The 859-nt window shown below is 56.1% G+C and carries 1 protein-coding gene; it reads right to left on the reverse strand.

What is annotated here, in order from left to right; all coding sequences use genetic code 11:
- Positions 1-246 precede the first annotated feature (246 nt).
- Positions 247-705 carry a hypothetical protein gene (locus VZ95_RS19150; protein ID WP_045777285.1) on the reverse strand — a complete coding sequence of 153 codons (459 nt, stop codon included), beginning with the start codon at positions 703-705 and terminating at the stop codon, positions 247-249.
- Between the last annotated feature and the right edge of the window lie 154 nt (positions 706-859).

The raw sequence follows: 859 nt of genomic DNA on the forward strand, positions 1-859 counted from the left end.
CGCCCCAACAACTTTCGACGTGCGATAGCCGGTGGTGAGGGATTGCAGGTCAATCTTCATCGGCGCGAAGGTTTGCGGAGCACCTTGAGCAAAAGCGGACCCGGTTAGAAGCGTCGCAACGAGAAGGCCCGTGGTTGCAATCGTTGATTTCTTCATAATGAAATTCCTTTATCTGTGACATCGGTGGTACAGCATTCCTACTGTCCTCACTCTATCAACGCGTCGAAGCTACTATAGTTCCCCGTGCTAGGCGGGATTGTTCGAATAGTCTTTGCGCTCCGTATCTGCCGTTGCCGCTGCGGTCATGGCCGCTGAGAGCGCTTCCAGCGCATCGATGGCCCCGATGAGGGGACCGTCGAGCGCCGTTCCAGCCGCACTCGGCAGGCGCGCCTTTAAGGTTTGCAGCGCGACCGACAGGGCGATCTCGGCGGGGGGCAGTTCCAGCGTTTCCTTGGCCTGAAGCACGTCACGCAACTGAGTGCTTTCGCCGCCCGTCATGCCTTCATCGGAGGCAATGGCGAGTTGCTTTGCGTCTTGCTCTAAGGTTTCGAGAACCTGGAGTTTTTCGGCTTTCGCCAAAGTCGGATCGACCACCACTTCGGTCGGATGGGCAAAATGGGCGTGCGGCCGGGCGAGTTTCGCATCCGCTTCCACGGATTGCAGCGTGTCGATGGCGTTCTTCGGAATCGTCAGAAGTTCGTTCATGGCGTTGCCGCTCCTTTTGGGTTGCTACCTTAAGGAACGCGCCAGCGCCGATTTGGTTTCATCAATCAAGAATCCAAGGACATCAACAGATCATCGATCCGCATTGTCGAGAAGTTCGAGAAACTGTCCGAAACCGCATAGGGTAGAATAATCA

Origin of the sequence: Elstera litoralis, from assembly GCF_000963705.1 — a bacterium.
In the GTDB taxonomy this organism is placed as follows: domain Bacteria; phylum Pseudomonadota; class Alphaproteobacteria; order Elsterales; family Elsteraceae; genus Elstera; species Elstera litoralis.

Bases quoted from the DNA above. Each gene is read 5' to 3' on its own strand.
- VZ95_RS19150 (WP_045777285.1), bottom strand. From the start codon at position 705: ATGAACGAACTTCTGACGATTCCGAAGAACGCCATCGACACGCTGCAA.